This window comes from Paenibacillus sp. FSL H7-0323 (assembly GCF_038002725.1).
Taxonomy (GTDB): Bacteria; Bacillota; Bacilli; order Paenibacillales; family Paenibacillaceae; genus Paenibacillus_AQ; species Paenibacillus_AQ odorifer.
Map to the genome: position 1 here is coordinate 2321932 of NZ_JBBODB010000001.1, position 17311 is coordinate 2339242.

A 17311-nucleotide genomic window follows, 5' to 3' on the forward strand; every position below is an offset into this window, starting at 1 on the left:
ATGGGGTTAGATTTCCAGTGATGAGAATACTTTATCGAAGCCTGCTTTGGAACGAGAAAATAGTTCAGATGAACTTTGTGATGAAGCTGGCGCTAGCACTTCTTGAGCGATAACGCCCTTGTATCCGATCTTTTTCAAGCTTCCCAAGAATCCGGTAAGATCAATGGATCCTTCCCCTGGATACAATCGATCGGAATCAAGCAATTCCTCTATCAGCAGAGGTTTAGCATCATTAATATGGACATACGCAATTTGATGCGGTTGTAATTTCAGCAGGTCCTCACTCGTTAATCCATTCGTATGCCAATGATAGGAATCCAGTAACAAACCGATATTTCTCACTTGAATTGTATCCATCCAGTCCAACGTATCTTGCATCGTCCAGATTAGCGGATTTGCCCATTGTGTACGTAAGTGATGAGGACCAACGAACTCTAAGGCTAGCGAAATACCATAGGCGCCTAATATTTCTGCACATAGTCTTAAACGTCTAGTGGCTGCAATCATGAACGGTGCGACCGGAAGATCTGTCGAAGGCAAAATATAGGTACAGCATGTGGTGCAATTTAATGCAGCAGCGGCCTCAGCCATCAGCGTAAGCGATTTCAGACTTTCCCTAAAGCTTTCCTCTGTCGTGCGCCAATCTACCTCTAAACCAAATGATCCTAGCATGATGCCATGACTTTCCAGTAATTGGACAGCCCCATCCTTGCCATACTGCTGTACCAACTCTAATGGATTGACGTCTATGGCCTGAAACCCGAATTGGCTCGCAAGTCTGATATATTCTTCATTAGAAGCAATTTCTCCCAATCCCGCTGTTGTTAATCCTCTTATCATCGTCGTTCTCCCCCTTTATAACCAATCAAACAGTACGCCATTGTACTGATCTTTGTTGGTTCTTAATCCCTCATAGGCTTCGCTAGCTTGCTCCGGCTTGATGACATGGCTAATCAAAGGTTCGATGTGCAGCTTCTGTTGTTGCATAAGCTCGAAGACAATGCCAGAATTACGCACCAAGGAATGTTTCACAAACGAATTAGGCTCTGTTGGATAACGCCATTCGTGAGCGCCTTTAAATGTAATGCATCCCCCGGTTATACAGATGGCAGTAATTAAGCACATCCGTAATATCTGTATTGTATTCTCCACGCGGGCTGCCCAAAAAGATGATTTCTCCCTGTGAGCCGATGTATTGAAGACTATCAACTTCAACTTTGGAAACACCGGTTGCCTCAATATGACTGGAAACACCCTTGCCCTTAGTTAACGTCATAATCTGCTCTTTCACCAATCCTTCGCCACTGTCCAGGGTGTAATCCACACCGCATTGACGCGCGGTCCGCAGCCGTTCTTTGGACAAATCCATACCAATTACCGTAGCCCCCTGCAAACGCGCCAATTGAGCTGCAAGATTGCCTACCAATCCAAGACCTGTCACACTCACTTTGTCTCCAAGTTCGATATCTGACACACGTATCGATGTAAAAGCTACCGTAGCCATCCGGGTAAACGGTACCCATTTCAAGTCTAGCGTATCCGGCACCCGAATGAAAACATCCTGAGCCCCGACAACTTGATATTCGCTATGATTCCCGTAATGAAAAACCACATCGCCTGCTTGAAATTCCTGAACACCTTTACCACATTCTACGATACGACTGACGCTTGCATAACCTGGACAAAGCGGGAGTTTTGCCCAATCCTCTTTGCCAGATAACATTGCCATCTCCGTTCCCGGACTAATCAGCGAATAAATCAATTTTACAAGCACCTCATGGTCACCTAATGCCTTAAGTACAAGCTCCTCTTCGACCGTTTCCACATGGTATGGGCTCATAAACATTATCTTTCTATTTTTCATCCTCAATACCTCCCATGATCCTCAAACTTTCTATTTAAATGTATGCGTTTTTACACATCATGTCTTTGACTGCAAAAATGTTTTTTTGTCTAAAAGTAAGATGGGAGGTAGAGTTTAAGTGAGGAGACGACATGTCATTCCTTTCATTTTTCTTCAAAGATCCTTATACTTGCTTGGAGAAGCATTTCAAGGGAGAATGAAAAGTATGGACATAAAAAAATTACAATACTTTATCGCAGTAGCAGAGGAACTGCATTTTAACCGTGCAGCTGAGAAGCTAAATATGACGCAGCCTCCCTTAAGCCAGCAAATTCAAGCTCTGGAGAATGAGATTGGCGTGAAACTATTAGAACGGAATAAAAGACAAGTTCGTCTCACGTCAGCGGGGGCGGTATTTCTAGAGGAGGCTAAATCCATTTTATCTCAACTGGAACGCTCTATTAAAACAACACAATTAGTCGATCAAGGAATTATCGGACATTTGAACATTGGATTTATAGATTCTGCAGCTGGTGGAGTACTGGTTGATATGTTAAAAATGTTTCGGGAACGTTATCCACAAGTCCAACTCACATTACATGAGATGACGTCTGCTCAGCAGTGGCAGGCTTTACATGAAGGAACGATTCACATTGGATTTGTACGTTATACAGAGTCGGGCAAACATATCGAGCATCGTCCCTTAGTCAATGAATCGCTTATTGCCGTTTTGCCAGAGCAGCATCACCTAGCTCATTTACCGGTGTTATCCATTCGCTCTTTAGCTTTAGAGCCATTTATATCGTTCCCACGTCATTTAGGAGCTCCTTTTCATGACCTCATTATGAGCTTCTGCGCCCAACACGACATGTATCCGAATGTTGTACAGGAAGCCATTCAGATGTACACCATTGTAAACTTGGTAGCTGCTAATCTTGGAGTTTCCATTGTGCCCTCATCAGTTGCTATTTTTCAGCGTGAAGGTGTCGCATTTCGTCCCTTTGAAGAAAGCACACCATCGATTCCCCTTTATGCCGCTTGGAGAACCGATTGCGATCGTGCCTCCTTATCCGCGTTACTAGAGATCATAGGACAAATGAGTTCAGAAGCTATTAATGGTGAATAATATAATATTCAGCCCGTTTTTCTAGGATCACGTTCAACGAGTCCTTCTAGCACCCTATCGATTTCCAACATCACTTCCCTATCCAGACGAACTCCCGCAGCTTTGGCATTTTCTATAACCTGCTCAGGTTTGGATGCCCCAATAATTGCAGATGAGACTTGTGGATTTTGCAACACCCATGCTATAGCCAACTGCGGAAGCGTCAACCCAACTTCGCTGGCGATGGAAGAGAGATTCGAGACCGCCTCAAGCACCTCAGTCCGAAGCCACTGACCCGCCAATTTATTCATAAATGGTGAGCCCGCAGCTGTTGAAGCACGAGAACCCTCTGGCAATGGTTGACCTGGCATATATTTGCCTGAAAGAATCCCTTGAGCAAGCGGCGACCAGACCACCTGTCCAATCCCTTCCCGCTCACAAGCTTGAACTACCTCCGTCTCCATCACGCGCCATAACATCGAATATTGAGGTTGACTAGCCACTAATGGCACCTTTAATTCTCTCGCCAAAGCAGCACCTTCTGCTATCTGATCCGCCGTCCACTCACTTATCCCGACATAGAGAACCTTACCTTGACGTACCAGATCCGAAAAAGCCAAAAAGGTCTCTTCAAGGGATACTGTTGCGTCAAAGCGATGCGCATAATAGATATCAATATAATCGGTCTGTAATCTGTTCAGTGAAGCATGGCACGCCTCCATAATATGCTTGCGGGACAGACCTCTTGCGTTACGTCCCGTCCCTGTGGGATGGCACACCTTGGTACACAATTCGATATCAGCTCTGTGCACTCCTTTTAATGCTTGGCCCAGCACCATCTCAGCTTTCGTATCGGAATATACATCTGCAGTATCAAATGTTGTGATCCCTACTTCCAATGCAGCGCGAACACAAGCATGGGCAGTATCATTGTCCACTTGAGCACCATGTGTAATCCAATTACCATAAGCAATCTCACTTAGATGTAAGCCGCTCGTTCCTAATTTACGATAGTTCATTTTATACCCTCCTTTAGATAACAATCTGATTGTAACAAAGAGCTATTAATACGAGAAATACTCTTTAATATGCGGTTTAATTCAAAAAAAATATTACTGAGATCCTTAAAGATAATAAAAAACGCCCTTTAGGCGTTTTTTTCGGTACATATTCTGTTTCGAAACTCTAACTTCGCCTATACTCCGGTGAGTATTAACCTCCAAGCCTTGTTACCGCACCACAACTAACAGTACAATAATTCCGAGCCAAAACAGCCAGCTTACTGGGTGACCGAAATTTAATCCCCAGCCGACTCCGAGCCTTTTCTTGACGATTAGGTTTGGATCTTTGCGATTGAAATAAATCATACCTAATCGCCATTTATCATCGTCATGGACAGGTCTGACATTGGAGCTATCGGCAGATCGCTCCAAGCGGCTTTCGCCCTGACCAGCCCAGAACGTTAAGGCCAAGGCGTATAGGATGACAAGGGCTATTATGATTAGGATAATAGGGATAGCGAAACTCATGTTAAGCAGAGATATCATGTTTAGTTGCACGACGGAAAACAGGATAACTATTAAGAAGCTTGCTGTAAGCATAAAATATGACCAAGTACGGCGGTAAGCTGCGTCTTGTCTGATGGAACGGTTAGGATCATTGGGTTGAACCTGCTGCTTTACTCTGCGAATACTCCAATTCTCAAATATGAACAAAAGTGTTATGAACACTTGCATGATCGTAGGCATAAACACAGAACTAAAAGATTTAGCTGCATAGCGGTCTACGTTCCAACTGCTGTTGTAATGGATCGGAATCTGATCAGGAATCAGATCGTAGTTGCGCAGCACAGTTACAATACTAACAACAGTAATTAAAACATGAATGAGGAACCAATTATTAGACAAGCCAATGTTTCTTTTCCGAAATCCAGTGTCCACTGCCATGATCGATGGTTCCAGAGCAATAGGCAGCATAGGTAGTAAACTTTTCATTTTGAAATGATAGCTAATGTTTATGACTAGGGAGATTACGACCATGGCGAGTGAATAAGTGACAATGATCCAACTTTGTTGCTTGGAATGTTCATCACCGTATATTAGACAGAGGATACAAACCATGAATAGGATGGTATGCACGGTAGCACTAATCCTAGCATATGACTTCCGCATCTGGCGCAGAGGCTCACTATGGAATTGTACAGGGCTGACGGTGACCCCAAAACTAATCGTCTCTCTTGTTAAATAAGGCATGCTTACCATGAGTACAATGGTAGGTACAAATACAAAGATCATTACTATAACAGGCATTATCGTCATATCATTCGCCTCCTCTTATACATAAGTGTGTATTTAAAAACTCTATAACCCTTATAGCATAGGCGATTCAGCGCTATGCCTTTTTGCGTATGATGATCCTATTAACTTAGGATAGGTGATCGACTTGAACATAAATTTTATTATAATCGATTTTAGTGACTGAAGGGGTGAAATTAACAATTTATCCAGTTTTTTTGCTACGCAGAGCTACTCATCTGAAAACTGAATTATGGCAAGTACATCTGTTTGAAATTCTGTGTAGGTAAAGGACTCGCCTCGTATCTGCAATCGTGCGGATCACTGCGTCAGAGTATAAATAAGTCCATCCATGCTTAGCTCAATTTGCGAAATCATACTTCCCCGCAATTAAACCCGCTCCAACAAATGCAGGAATCATTGGTATGAAAATATTTCCGATTTTTCGCAAAAAGTTCTTGAACGGTTTATCATTCTTCTTTTTAAGCTGCGCCTTCATTTGTGCACTTTGTGCTTGTAATTGCTCAGCCGAAGTCGCTATTTTCCTAATACTCATTTGACTATATTGAGCAATCTAAATTTTGTATCACTTCTATGATTCCACACGTTCCTTTTATTGACGAATTTTTCTTTCAATATTAAACTATAAATAAGAAATTAAATTCCAAAAAATCGTTTTTTTCATTTATTAAATTTATCCCAACATTACGGCGCAGGAGGAAATGAAGATGACGACGACACCAAACATCATCGTAATGAACCATCCAACTAGAGAGCAGCTTGAAAATATTTACGATATTTTAGATGAATGCTTTTCCGTAGGCCGAGCTTATTTCCAAGAAAGATTAGACCTAGACACCACATATGATCCAGATACAACATGGTTTGCGATGGTTGACGATAAGATTGCATCTAATGTACAAATTTTTCCGTTTCATATTAGAGTCGGTCAAGCGATCTTGAAAACGGGTGCAATGGGGAGTGTCGGTACAGATCTAAATTACCGCGGGCTGGGGCTTGCACACAAAATTCTTCATGCGCAGACCAACTATATGAAAGAAACCGATTATGATATAAGCTTGCTTTTGGCTAGTAAGCATGCGTTTTATGAAAAAGCTGGCTGGAGACTTATTCCCGAGACTGCTTTCGCAATTGAAAAACCAGCAAGTTTGGAGCAGCAGCAAAGCAGTGATGAAATCATTCCTTTTGAAGCCTGTTATCTCGATGATATCCGTTTCATCTATGAACAATTTAATAAGAATCGTACCTACACCGTGATCCGAAGTAAAACGTATTGGAATGATTTATTGACCTGGCCGGAATGGAAGAAAGTTGACTGCTTGCTCCTTCGCAGAAATGGGAAAATCGTCGCTTATGGCATCATTGAAAAGAAAGATACTGAACAAGTATTTATTAATGAATTATTGTATTTGAACGAAGCCGAAAACGGCGTTGAAGCTTTGTTTCATGCCTTATGTCAGCTGCGCCAAAATGCAAAGCAAATATTAGCGATGCTCCCAGAGGACCATAAGCTATATTCCTATTACCAACAGCATCAAGCAAATTCAATTCAAATCAATATGGCGATGTGGAAAATGATCAATCTCAGTTCAACTTTCCATAAGCTTCAGCCTGAATTAGAAGATCGCCTAAACCGTAGCAACATAATTGCAGGCCAGGAGCTGCATATTGCACTTCGCAGCAATGAGGACTGTATCTACTTGGATTATAAGCAAAAGCAGCTTTCTGTTTCCGATGCTAGTAATCATACCAATCCCTATACTTCAATAGAAGTAGATGAACGCGAGCTAATGACTTATATCATGTTCGGCTATAATGAAGCAGGCGCAGCAAAGGACAGTACGGAGGACGCTAACATCCTTCAAGCTCTATTTCCGAAACAACAAGCCGTGTTTTATTTGACCGATAAATTTTAAGCCATTTTTGATTCCTACCATTTTAAAATAAGGGTGTGTCGCAAGTCCAACTGCTCGGACTTATGACACACCCTTATTTTTCCATAGCGATAAAAACTAGTCGTTGTTCATTTTTGATCTTCCTAACAGGACAGCACCGTAGGCTGCATCCTTAATCGGCAAAATCAGCTTTGTTTGCGGGTAGCTCTGTGCGAGCTTTCGCTCCAAGGCTTCTTTCACAAAGCGAGACTTTTGCAGCACACTTCCTGCAATCGCAATCGGACTTTCATATAGCTTAAGCCGTTCAATAACAGGCACAACAAGCTCATATAGATTGGCTGCACATTTCTCCGCTAACGCTATTGCATGTGCATCGCCCTTCTCGCATGCGGTCGTCATAATCGGTGCGAGCTGCGCAATATCTTTTTTCGTCGTATTTTTATCATAAACAAAACCAATAATCTCTTTCACAGTGCTTAAGCCAAGCTGCTCATATACCATCGCTGGGATGACCGTATCGGTTATTCTTCCGTCCTCCACTTGAACTAATCCGGATAATAGATCGCGCCCAATGCTATAACCGCTTCCCTCGTCATCAATCAAATGACCAAAGCCTCCTGTGCGATGCTGCTCTCCTTTTTCATTGACCCCGAAGCAAATCGATCCTGTACCGGCAATGAGAATGATGCCTTGCATCGCATTTTGTGCCCCGTATAATGCGGTTTCTTGATCGCCTGTAATCGTTAATGGCCCGATATAACCGTTATTTCTCACATGCTGCTCCAAAAAATTGATGACCAGCGGATTACTTATTCCTGCCGCACCTATACATATATGAGCAACTTCTTGTAAATTACCGCAGTAGAGCTTCGTTTGACTAAAAATTTCCTCAAAGGAGGCGGCAATAGCATCAGCATCACCACCGTTATAATTAATAGGCCCTACAGTAAAGGTGAATAAAGAGTCTTCCTGGTCATGCGTAATGGTGACAGCTGTTTTCGTGCCACCCCCATCAATTCCAACGATAAATGCCATACCTATGTCCCCTTGTTGTACTTTTTATCTACATCTGTATCGTAATCTTGGCGGTGGGTACAACCTCACCATTTAGGATTGGAAGGAGTGATTTGAATGCATCAAGTGTATACTCAAATGCCGCAATTCCGCAGAACTCGCCTTCGATTAACGGTAAGTCATACGGGCGACCTAATGTAATGGCCGTTACTTTGCAGCCTGCTGCCAGCAGCTTCTGAACAAGCGCAAGCTGACCTTTGTTTTCACGCGCATTGAACAAGCCGATAACAATATGCTTGTAGCCTTGTACCTTTGGCAGCGCAGCGTTGATTTGCTCCTCGCTCGGGTTAATGTCGATAATCTCATAAGCTGTATTAAAATGCTCCCCCATATATTGCGGAAAGCTAAGAGCTTGATTCAAGCTGCTGGAGGCAAGATCGGTGCGGTATGAATAGGAACCCATAAATAACACTTGCTCGTCACTGGTATGAATGGGCTGGAGCTCACCTTTCATGAGGCAGATCGTTTCCGTACGCATTAGCTCATTTGCTCGGCGATGTACATCGCAGCCAACTAGTTCATAATCCAGCTCCTCAATCGTCGCATATTGTGCTTTATAAGCTAAAATTTTTGTAACAGCTGCATCAATCAGCGCTTCATCCAAATCACCGGTGGCTACAGCTTCTTCGATCAAATGAATCGCTTCCTTCACTGTCTCAGGAGTATGACTAATGAATACCAAATCAATACCTGCTTTAACAGCTCCTAACGCTCCTTTTGCCGTACCATAGTATCGTTTGATCGCGTCCATTTCTAAACAATCTGATACAACTAACCCTTTATATCCTAATTTTCCTTTTAATATCTCTGTAATAATGGTATGAGACATAGTTCCGGGCACACCGGATTTTTCAATTTTCGGAAATAAAATATGTGCACTCATAATCGCTTGAGCGCCTTGCTCAATTGCGGCCTTAAACGGCAGCAGCTCAAGCTGCTCTAATTCCTCAAGTGTTTTTTCAATGGTAGGCAAGCCAATATGTGAATCGACATTTGTATCACCATGACCTGGAAAATGCTTAAGTGAGGACATGACGCCTCCATCGAGCAATCCCTTCATCATTTGAATTCCATACTGGGATACTGTTGCAACAGAATCACCATAGGAACGAACATTTATGACTGGATTCAATGCATTATTGTTAACGTCCATAACTGGAGCTAGATTAAAATTAATACCTAATGCTTTCAATTCTCTGGCAGTCATTCTGCCTGCTGCATACGCATTTTCAGGTCGTCCTGAAGAAGCAATTGCCATGGCTCCAGCAACATTGGTCGCGTCTTTAGGCATACGAGTGACTCGACCGCCTTCTTGGTCGATCGTAATAAAGCCCGGGATACCAGTATGTGTCGTGTACCATTGCTGCAGCTCAGTAACAAGCTCGCCTAATTGATATTTATTGTCGATATTATGTGAGAATAAAATAATATTGCCGACTTTATAATGCTCAATAACTTCCTTCAGCTCAGGAGTGATCTCGGTTGAAGGGAAGCCTGTTACGAACATTTGTCCAATCTTTTCGCGCAGGCTCATATGTTCTATTGTTCTCATCAATTATTCACCTTCCTCTAGCGATATAAATGATACTGCTGTGTTATTTCTGCAAATTGCTTGCTTTCCGCTGCAAACTGTTCAAGCAGCTGCTTGGCTTGCATATTGTCCGTACGATACATGTTGTCTCCCCCCAGCAAATCGATAAATGGACGAGAGCCCTCCTTCACAGGAGGCAGGAATGAAAATTGCTCGTACAAATCTCTTATCGTAAATAATAAGGTTACCCCAACTTCTAAAGGCCTCAGCACTTGGAGATCTGTAATGTAAATTTGTACCCCGCCGCATAGCTCGCCACAATGTTTAGATGACGTTGGCTTGAAATGAACTGGACGAAAAAGCACACCCGGGATACCTTTTGCATTCATCTCATCTGCCAATTGCTGCGCTTGAATGAACGGAGCACCAATCATTTCAAAAGGGAACGTTGTTCCACGTCCTTCGGAGCAGTTTGTGCCTTCAAATAAACATGTTCCTGTATATAATAACGCCGTTTCATATCGTGGTATTCCAAGTGAAGGATGAACCCAAGTTAATCCTGTATCCGGGAAGGACATGCTCCGTTCCCAGCCTTCCAAACGAACGACATGCAGCGATGCACTCCAATTCATTTGATCATTTGCCATCGTTGCTACCTCACCTGCTGTTAAGCCGTATCGTACGGCTAGCTCGTAATTTCCAACAAATGATTTGAAGCCGGGCTTCAAGACATTCCCTTCTACCGTTACCCCGTTAAGCGGATTAACACGATCAAGAACAACAAATTCTACACCTGCATTTGCACAATCTTCAAGTGCATACAGCATCGTATAAATAAATGTGTAATAGCGAACACCAACATCTTGAATATCGTATACAATGATGTCTACTTCATTCAGCATTTCTTTTGTTAAACGCTTGGAGTCTTTACGGTACAAGCTATAGACTGGAACATTCGTAAAAGGATCCATGTAAGTGTCTACTACTGCCCCTGCATCCAAATCTCCGCGAACGCCATGCTCAGGTGAAAACATCGCAGCAAGATTAAAATTTTCATGTAAAATAGTAATCGTTGATGCAAAATCCTTCGTAAGACCTGTCGGCGCTGTAATCAATCCTACGCGCTTACCTTCGAACAAATAACGATAATTCGTTATAGAATCAATCCCATTTAACACCATATGAAGCTGCCTCCTAGCTGCTTTTTCGCATAAATGGATAGAACAAGGGAATGTTTCCTGCAATACATAGAAACACTCCCTCTTAGCTAGTTGAATAGTTACCAAAGACTAGACTGCCTAACCTTCACCGTTTCAGCTGGCACCATAAATGCTTCTGCATATGTCTTTCTTGCTTCACAGCCGCGAACAACTGCTAGTGCTTTATAGTAATCCATGTATTTGAAAGATTTGCTATTCGTCACAAACCAATGCTTGCTTAAAGCATCTATCCATAGATCAAATGCCGCTTGATCGAAATCCACATATACGTAAGGGACATAATCAACCGCATCCTCCCAGTTTTCGGAGTAATATAATCTTGCTGCAAAGTGCGCGGGGAGCGCTCGTTCAAAGGATGATAGACTTGCGAAGAAACGGGCATCATTTACGATATGATGCGTTAGCGCATGGTCCTTATGCATACTGTTTTTCCAGTGTGTAATAATAATGTTAGGCTTCACGCGACGAATTACATCACAAACCTCCATACGAACTTCCTGATTGTCAGGCAACTCTCCGTCACAATAACCATCGAATACAATGGCTTCACCGCCTAGCATATCCGCAAAAACCTGTGCCTCTTTCACTTTTTGCTGACGATATTCCTTCATATCCTGTCCTGCCGGGACCCCTCGTTCACCCGCAGTTAACGCTAGTGTCACAATGCGATCTCCCTTTAAACTATGACTAGCGAGCACACCACCAGAAGCTAGCTCCACATCACCAACATGCGCTCCAATTGCTAATACTGTGAATTTTTCGCTCATCTTTAAAGTTCCCTCCGCAATATAGAAAATTGTTTTTCAATAGTAAAGCCCGCTTTTTGATAGATTCGAAGAGCCGGATTATTATTTCCAGTGAATAGAGAGATATATTGACAGCCCACATTTTGAAAAGCTTCAACCATTCGGAAAAATAATACACTGCCAAGACCATGACCCTCATGCTCTGGGTGCACTCCGATACCGCAAAAAAATGCTCTTCCATCAGGCTGCGAAATAATTGGACCTGCAAAGCCCACAACCTCGTTGCCGTACACAGCTACTACAAGTGGTGCGCCAACCTTCACATAAGTAACAATATCCTTCTTCCACTGCGGATTTTGCAGGGCAGCAAGCGTTGCTTCAAGCCCTGTATGTAAATCAGGGACATAGGACGTAATGTAATAGTCCTTGCTATTTGCATTGGTTTCCTTATCTAAAATATCTTCGGGAACTATAAAGCTTCCGAGTTTTAAATACATGCCGCATTGCGTCGCTCGATCTTCGTAGCCTCTAGCCATTAAAGCTTCATATAATGGCTGATCCTTACTGATGCCCGGGGCATTATTATGCTCATGCTGAGGTGCACTTGGTATACTCCACTTCAGCTTAACAGGGTTAAAAAACAATACATCCGCTTGTCTTTTCCCAAGTTCTTGGAATCTTTTTTCTAAACGCAATAGAAAAGCATCGTAAAGCTCCAGAGAAGCCACATGGGAATCTATAATAACACTCGTAATATAACCGGCCACATCTCCAAGAGGGAGATCAGAGCCGCAGCAGCCAGCTGCAAAACCAACAATCCCTTTTTCGTCACAGCCTACCCATATACAGTCAGCGTCAAAATAAGGATGGTCGATGAATGTATCTTGAAACTCTCGCTCTGTAAATGGCTTATAATCATATTTTGTAGCCTCACGATTCCAAAGCTCTACAACTGCAGAGTGATCTTCAATTGAAAAGGGTCTGATTTGCAACATTTAAGCCTCCTGTGAACGTCCAATATAGGGCCAGGAAATTTTGCCCATTACTACTGGCTGTGATGCTCCAGTTACTAGCGGGATATTGTTTGGTAAGCGCTCCATCGTGTAATACGCTAGCAGAGCAAAAGCAATTGCTTCCTTAGCATCACTATTACCACCGATATCCTCCTGCGTCAGCACCTGCACGTTATGCGGTGCAAATAAGTGCTGCAAATCACGCAAAAGCGTCTTGTTATAGCTTCCACCGCCGCCAATTAACAATTGCTCAGCCTGGTGCTGCGGTGCAATATACCGTTCATAGCTATCGACGATGCTCCAGGCAGTTAAGTACGTAGCTGTTGCAACAACATCTTCTGCTTTCCAGTGCTTAACCTTCATCAATTCAATGATTTGTGCCACGTATTGTTGACCAAACCGTTCTCTGCCTGTCGATTTTGGTAACGGCATCGTATAATATTTATCCTGCTGCATCCATTTCAATAGCTCATCAATCACTTGACCGCCCGCACCAATTTCGCCATTAACATCCATTGTCATTGGTATAAATAATTGCGATACAAGGCCATCGATAATCATATTTCCAGGACCCGTATCAAAAGCAAATACCTCATCTGGTGAGGCATTTACAGGCAAAACAGTCACATTGCCTATTCCGCCAATATTTTGCATCAGAAGTGTTTTCTTTGGATTGTTAAACAATAAGTATTCGGTAAATGGTACTAACGGAGCTCCTTGTCCACCCATTGCCATGTCAGCAACTCGAAAGTCTGATACGCAAGGAATTCCTGTGCGATTGGCGATAACTGCACCATCCCCAATCTGAACGGTACAATGCAGATTATAGCCGCCCATAACATTCTCTTCCGGAGCATGATAGATTGTTTGACCATGCGATCCTACTGCGAATATTTGCGAAGGCGAAAGGCCGCATTTCCCTATAACGGATAATGTGGCTTGGGCGTATAATTCGCCAAGCCACATATTCATTGCGCCAACCTTATCAATCGTAGCGCTAGCGGGATCAAAAAGCTCAAATATGGAGTTTCTAACTTGCACCTCAAAAGGTGTGTTTTCAAAAGCCAGTAATTCAATCTCTACTCCATGCTCTTTTTCGGCTGAAGGGAAAAGCTTAACTACTGCTGCATCAATACCATCTACTGATGTACCTGACATCAAGCCAACTAAGTATGTTGCATCCACTTTTGATTGTTTGTCCATTAACCTTTCACCGCTCCAACTGTTACCCCTTCAAGGAAGTATTTTTGTAAACTGAAGAATAAAATAAACATTGGAACTGCTGAAATGGTTGCCCCCGCCATCATCGGTGCAAAGTAAGTTGTATTCGCAAAGCGAAAGTTTTTCAAGCCGACCTGAATGGTTTGCATATCCATCGTATTCGTTACTAGGAACGGCCAGAAAAAGTCATTCCATGCCGCCATGAACGTTAGGATTGCTAGTACTGCCATAATTGTTTTAGATAGAGGCATAATGATATACCAGAAGATTTTAGGCTGGGAACAACCTTCGATTTTAGCAGATTCAATAATTTCACCTGGAATGGAGGACATGAACTGCTTAACCAAGAAGATATTGTATACCGTTACTATGCTCGGCATAATCAACGCAGTGTACGTATTTTGTAATTCAAAAATATTTACGATCAAAATATATAGTGGAACCTGAGTAACTTGAACAGGAATCATCATAGATCCCAGCAAAATAGCGAACAAAATGTTTTTCCCTTTAAATTTCATTTTTGCAAAAGCATATCCAGCAAGAGTAGCAAAAAATACGTTAGATACCGTGATACACGCTGCCACTATAAAAGAGTTCAATAACCAGTCCCATGTATGTGAGCTAAAGTTAAAAAAGAATTTATAAGATTCAAATGAAATCTTCTTTGGTAGGATAGAATAGCTCATTGCACCAGCTTCTACCGGATCACCGAACGAGGAAATGACCATAAAGTATATCGGGAATATGGTAGCTGCGGCGAATAGGATAAGGAACGTAATGTTTGCACCATTACGTATAAACAGATACCCTTTGCTTCTTAAGCTGTTGTTGTACAAACCCATAGTATTCTGCTCCTTTTCCTAGTATTCTACATCTTTACCTATAAACTTGAATTGAAGGAATGAGATAAATCCGATAATCGCTGCTAGAACTAATGATTGTGCCGCTGCCTCACCAAACTCAAAATATGTGAACGCATTGTTAAAGATTAACAAACCTACCATTGTTGTTGCATGGTCTGGTCCACCGCCTGTCATAAGATAAGCGTTTTGGAATACTTGGAAGGAACCGATAACACCCGTAACAAGTAGGAATAGCGTTGTTGGCTTAAGGAAAGGGACAACGATAAACCAAAGCTTTTGCAGGAAAGACGCGCCATCAATTTCAGCTGCTTCATAATAGCTGTTATCAATAGCGAGTAATGCGGCTATATAAATAATAATTGCTGTACCATGACTTGATAACCATGACATTAACACAAGTGAGAACATTGCAGTTGCACTGGAACCAAGCCAGTTTTGATTTTCAATACCTAAAAAACTCACGAGCTTATTGGCAATACCTGATTTTAAAGGATCGAAGATCCACAGCCACACAACAGAAAGCGCTACACCAGATGCTACGGCTGGCAAGTAATATAGTGCTTTAAAGATCGTTTGTGTTTTTTTCTTGAAAGGAATAATCAAAATTGAAATTAAAAATGACAGAAGAATATTAAACGGAACAGTTAATAGCGTATATACTAACGTGTTTTTCAGCGCTTTCCAGAAAAGTTCATCTGAAAACGAGTTAACGAAGTTATCCATGCCGACAAAAGTGGATCCTAATGGACCATATTTTTGTAAGCTGATAATAAAAGCATTGATGACTGGATATGCGGTAAATAAAGAAAACGCAATAAGTGCTACTGCGATAAACGCGTATCCCCAACCTGAGTCACTTTCGAGCTTCAATTTTTTTCTTTTAGTCAACGTTTGATTCATTGGGTCGCACCTCTCTTCTAAAAACAGTACAAGCTCTAGCTAATTTAGAAGGAAAGCTGTACGTTCTAGCTACGCACAGCTTTCACATGTCAGCCTACGACAGACTAGTCAACTACAATACCATCTTTACCGAAAGATTTAATTGCAGCTGCTTTAACTGCATCATACATTTCTTGTGGAGCAATCTCATTTGCAAGTAAGGCTTGTAGTTTAGGAATAATAACTTCTGTTTCAATTTTTAATGCTTCAGCAGCCAGATCAGTAGGAATATCTGTACGAGCCGGAAGCGCTTTGGCCATCATAGCTTTACCTGCAGCAACGTTATCTTCGTTACGAGGGAATTTTTCAAGTACTTCTGCATTACGTGCAGATTCAGTAATTGGTGATAAGAACAGCTCATTACTGTAGTTAGCAGCAATTGAACCAGAAGACAAGAAATTCGTTGCTAGGGCAATATTTTTGATGTGCTCTTCAGATGGAGCTTTTTTACCACGAAGTGCGATATAACCATCAACGATTGAAGTAGGGACATAATCGGCACCGTTGAATGTTGGGACTGGAAGTGAAATATAATCAACTTCAATAGAATCTGCAACAGCTGAACCATCGTTCGCTTTAATCTTCTCATTGTTTAGACGAGCAGAGTTTTCAAATGCAGATAAACCTTTACCTGTGATCATCGTTTGGCCCGTTAGGAACATGTTCCACCGTTTGCCAGCATCGATAGAGCTTAGCTCTTTAGGCATAGAACCATCGTTGATCATTTCGCGAATAGATGTAAGTAGCCCCAAGAAGTTTTTGCTTGTATACGTATATTTAAGATCTTTATCGAAGTAATCTGGTAAACCTGCAGTTTTAGCAAGAATAGCTAGATAGTCTTTAGATGCTACACCAGATGTTGCGAACACGAAACCATAACGAGTAGTTTCACCTTTATCATTTTTCACTACGCCTTTAGAAATTGCATTACGGAACTCTTCATAAGTCCAACCGTTTTGTTGAATGCTTTTCCAATCAATTCCGGCTTCTTCAAGGAATTGTTTGTTACCACCGATAGTGTGGATTTCCATATATGCTGGTAGGCCGTATTGAGCGTCACCTAGTTGGAAATATTTCAATGGAACTTCGTCATAATCGGCCTTGGCTTCATCAGAAAGGGCACCGTTAAGGTCGATTAGTACATTAAGTGCTGCATATTTCGAAATTCCTGAAGCACCGATAAAAGCAATATCTGGAGGAGAACCTGCATTTACTTGAGTATCAAGTTTTTGCGTCATATCTTCCCAGCTCGCTGGTTCGATTTTCAAAGTCAAGTTAGGATGTAGTGTATTAAATTCTTTTTCCATATCAGCAAAACGTGTTTGATAGTTCGCTGATATCGGAGGTAAAAGTGCTGTAATCGTATCCTTTTTAGGCTCAGAACCACCGTTACTAGTTCCTGTATTACCGGAATCTGTAGAAGTTGTAGCGTTATTTCCGTTTCCTCCGCAAGCCGATAAGAGTGATACCATCATGATTCCTGACAAAAACAGAGTTAATCCACGTGATCTTTTTTTCATCGAAAACAGCCCCCTCAATTATTAAT

16 protein-coding genes and 1 pseudogene are annotated in these 17311 nt (G+C 42.0%); 2 read left to right on the plus strand and 15 right to left on the minus strand.

What is annotated here, in order from left to right:
* Positions 1–6: 6 nt before the first annotated feature.
* The 3 genes from MHH89_RS10590 to MHH89_RS10600 are packed head-to-tail and all read right to left on the minus strand — an operon-like array spanning position 7 to position 1864.
* Complete coding sequence (locus MHH89_RS10590) at positions 7–840, minus strand: sugar phosphate isomerase/epimerase family protein (protein WP_076127166.1); 834 nt, start codon at positions 838–840, stop codon at positions 7–9.
* Positions 841–855: 15 nt separating this feature from the next.
* Positions 856–1032: a hypothetical protein gene (locus MHH89_RS10595; RefSeq protein ID WP_254847676.1), complete on the minus strand. Its 177-nt coding sequence runs from the start codon at positions 1030–1032 to the stop codon at positions 856–858.
* Between the two features lie 43 nt (positions 1033–1075).
* Positions 1076–1864, minus strand: coding sequence for a zinc-dependent alcohol dehydrogenase (locus MHH89_RS10600; protein WP_254847675.1), 789 nt, complete (start codon positions 1862–1864; stop codon positions 1076–1078).
* Positions 1865–2069: 205 nt separating this feature from the next.
* On the opposite strand from MHH89_RS10600, the gene MHH89_RS10605 reads away from it, so the two are divergent.
* The gene (locus MHH89_RS10605; protein WP_076127169.1) at positions 2070–2969 is read left to right on the plus strand and encodes a LysR family transcriptional regulator; all 900 of its coding nucleotides are present in this window, start codon (positions 2070–2072) and stop codon (positions 2967–2969) included.
* An 8-nt stretch (positions 2970–2977) separates the two neighbouring features.
* On the opposite strand, the gene MHH89_RS10610 is transcribed toward MHH89_RS10605, so the two are convergent.
* From MHH89_RS10610 to MHH89_RS31315, 3 genes and pseudogenes are all read right to left on the minus strand, one after another.
* A complete protein-coding gene (locus tag MHH89_RS10610; RefSeq protein ID WP_076281577.1) occupies positions 2978–3967 on the minus strand; it encodes an aldo/keto reductase family protein in 990 nt (329 codons plus the stop codon).
* A gap of 210 nt (positions 3968–4177) precedes the next feature.
* Positions 4178–5266, minus strand: coding sequence for a DUF1648 domain-containing protein (locus tag MHH89_RS10615; protein ID WP_341087083.1), 1089 nt, complete (start codon positions 5264–5266; stop codon positions 4178–4180).
* A 358-nt stretch (positions 5267–5624) separates the two neighbouring features.
* Positions 5625–5777 (minus strand): annotated as a pseudogene (locus MHH89_RS31315) (PTS transporter subunit EIIC); the annotation flags it as partial.
* Between the two features lie 193 nt (positions 5778–5970).
* Here MHH89_RS31315 and MHH89_RS10620 point away from each other — a divergent pair.
* Positions 5971–7179: a GNAT family N-acetyltransferase gene (locus MHH89_RS10620; protein WP_076278678.1), complete on the plus strand. Its 1209-nt coding sequence runs from the start codon at positions 5971–5973 to the stop codon at positions 7177–7179.
* A 96-nt stretch (positions 7180–7275) separates the two neighbouring features.
* On the opposite strand, the gene MHH89_RS10625 is transcribed toward MHH89_RS10620, so the two are convergent.
* From MHH89_RS10625 to MHH89_RS10665, 9 genes are all read right to left on the minus strand, one after another.
* A complete protein-coding gene (locus MHH89_RS10625; protein WP_248548596.1) occupies positions 7276–8193 on the minus strand; it encodes an N-acetylglucosamine kinase in 918 nt (305 codons plus the stop codon).
* A gap of 28 nt (positions 8194–8221) precedes the next feature.
* Positions 8222–9784 carry a glycoside hydrolase family 3 protein gene (locus tag MHH89_RS10630; protein WP_341087087.1) on the minus strand — a complete coding sequence of 521 codons (1563 nt, stop codon included), beginning with the start codon at positions 9782–9784 and terminating at the stop codon, positions 8222–8224.
* Positions 9785–9801: 17 nt separating this feature from the next.
* Positions 9802–10944 carry an exo-beta-N-acetylmuramidase NamZ family protein gene (locus MHH89_RS10635; RefSeq protein ID WP_340396847.1) on the minus strand — a complete coding sequence of 381 codons (1143 nt, stop codon included), beginning with the start codon at positions 10942–10944 and terminating at the stop codon, positions 9802–9804.
* A 98-nt stretch (positions 10945–11042) separates the two neighbouring features.
* Positions 11043–11750 carry a PIG-L deacetylase family protein gene (locus MHH89_RS10640; protein WP_076307689.1) on the minus strand — a complete coding sequence of 236 codons (708 nt, stop codon included), beginning with the start codon at positions 11748–11750 and terminating at the stop codon, positions 11043–11045.
* Between the two features lie 2 nt (positions 11751–11752).
* Entirely contained in the window at positions 11753–12724 is a 972-nt protein-coding gene (locus MHH89_RS10645; RefSeq protein ID WP_340010570.1) for a GNAT family N-acetyltransferase, read from the minus strand.
* Positions 12725–13945 (minus strand): anhydro-N-acetylmuramic acid kinase, encoded by a 1221-nt coding sequence (locus tag MHH89_RS10650; protein WP_341087088.1) that lies wholly within the window; start codon positions 13943–13945, stop codon positions 12725–12727.
* Positions 13945–14805, minus strand: a complete 861-nt coding sequence (locus MHH89_RS10655; protein ID WP_076281571.1) for a carbohydrate ABC transporter permease — start codon at positions 14803–14805, stop codon at positions 13945–13947. Before MHH89_RS10655 ends, MHH89_RS10650 begins: the two co-directional genes overlap by 1 nt.
* Positions 14806–14823: 18 nt before the next feature.
* Positions 14824–15726 (minus strand): carbohydrate ABC transporter permease, encoded by a 903-nt coding sequence (locus MHH89_RS10660; protein ID WP_060622964.1) that lies wholly within the window; start codon positions 15724–15726, stop codon positions 14824–14826.
* A 104-nt stretch (positions 15727–15830) separates the two neighbouring features.
* Entirely contained in the window at positions 15831–17285 is a 1455-nt protein-coding gene (locus tag MHH89_RS10665; RefSeq protein ID WP_076190768.1) for an ABC transporter substrate-binding protein, read from the minus strand.
* Positions 17286–17311: the final 26 nt, after the last annotated feature.